At 47.2% G+C, this 536-nt stretch carries 1 protein-coding gene; it reads left to right on the forward strand.

Annotated elements, in window-relative coordinates; translation table 11 throughout:
• Window positions 1-536, forward strand: a 536-nt coding sequence (locus tag AC1RNB_RS18590) for a hypothetical protein (RefSeq protein ID WP_493085260.1), incomplete at both ends; no start/stop codon positions are given.

A 536-nucleotide genomic window follows, 5' to 3' on the forward strand; every position in this document is an offset into this window, starting at 1 on the left:
CTGAGTGCTACAACAGCGAACATCACTAATCTGTCTGGTTTACAGAACCTGACAGTTACCGGTAATATAGTAGGCGGAACTTACAGCGGAACCTTATCCCAGGGAACCCTGGATGGCATTACCGCACTGGGTAATCTGAGTGCGATCACAGTGAGTGGTAATGTAAGTGCGGGCTCTATCAGTACAACCACTGCAACGATCACGAACCTGTCTGGCTTAAATGGTCTGACAGTTACCGGCAATATCAGTGCGAACACACTGAGTGGTACATTAACTACTGCGAGTCAACCTAATATTACCACGGTAGGCACTTTAACGGGTCTTACTGTAAGTGGTACCACTGTTACTAATGTACTGAGTGCTACAACAGCGAACATCACGAACCTGTCTGGGTTAAATGGTCTTACCGTAACGGGTAATATTACTGCCAATACACTGAGTGCTACCTTATCCCAAGGAACCCTGGATGGCATTACCGCACTGGGTAATCTGAGTGCGATCACAGTGAGTGGTAATGTAAGTGCGGGCTCTATCAG

The organism is Sediminibacterium sp. GW821-FHT12F12, assembly GCF_058806635.1.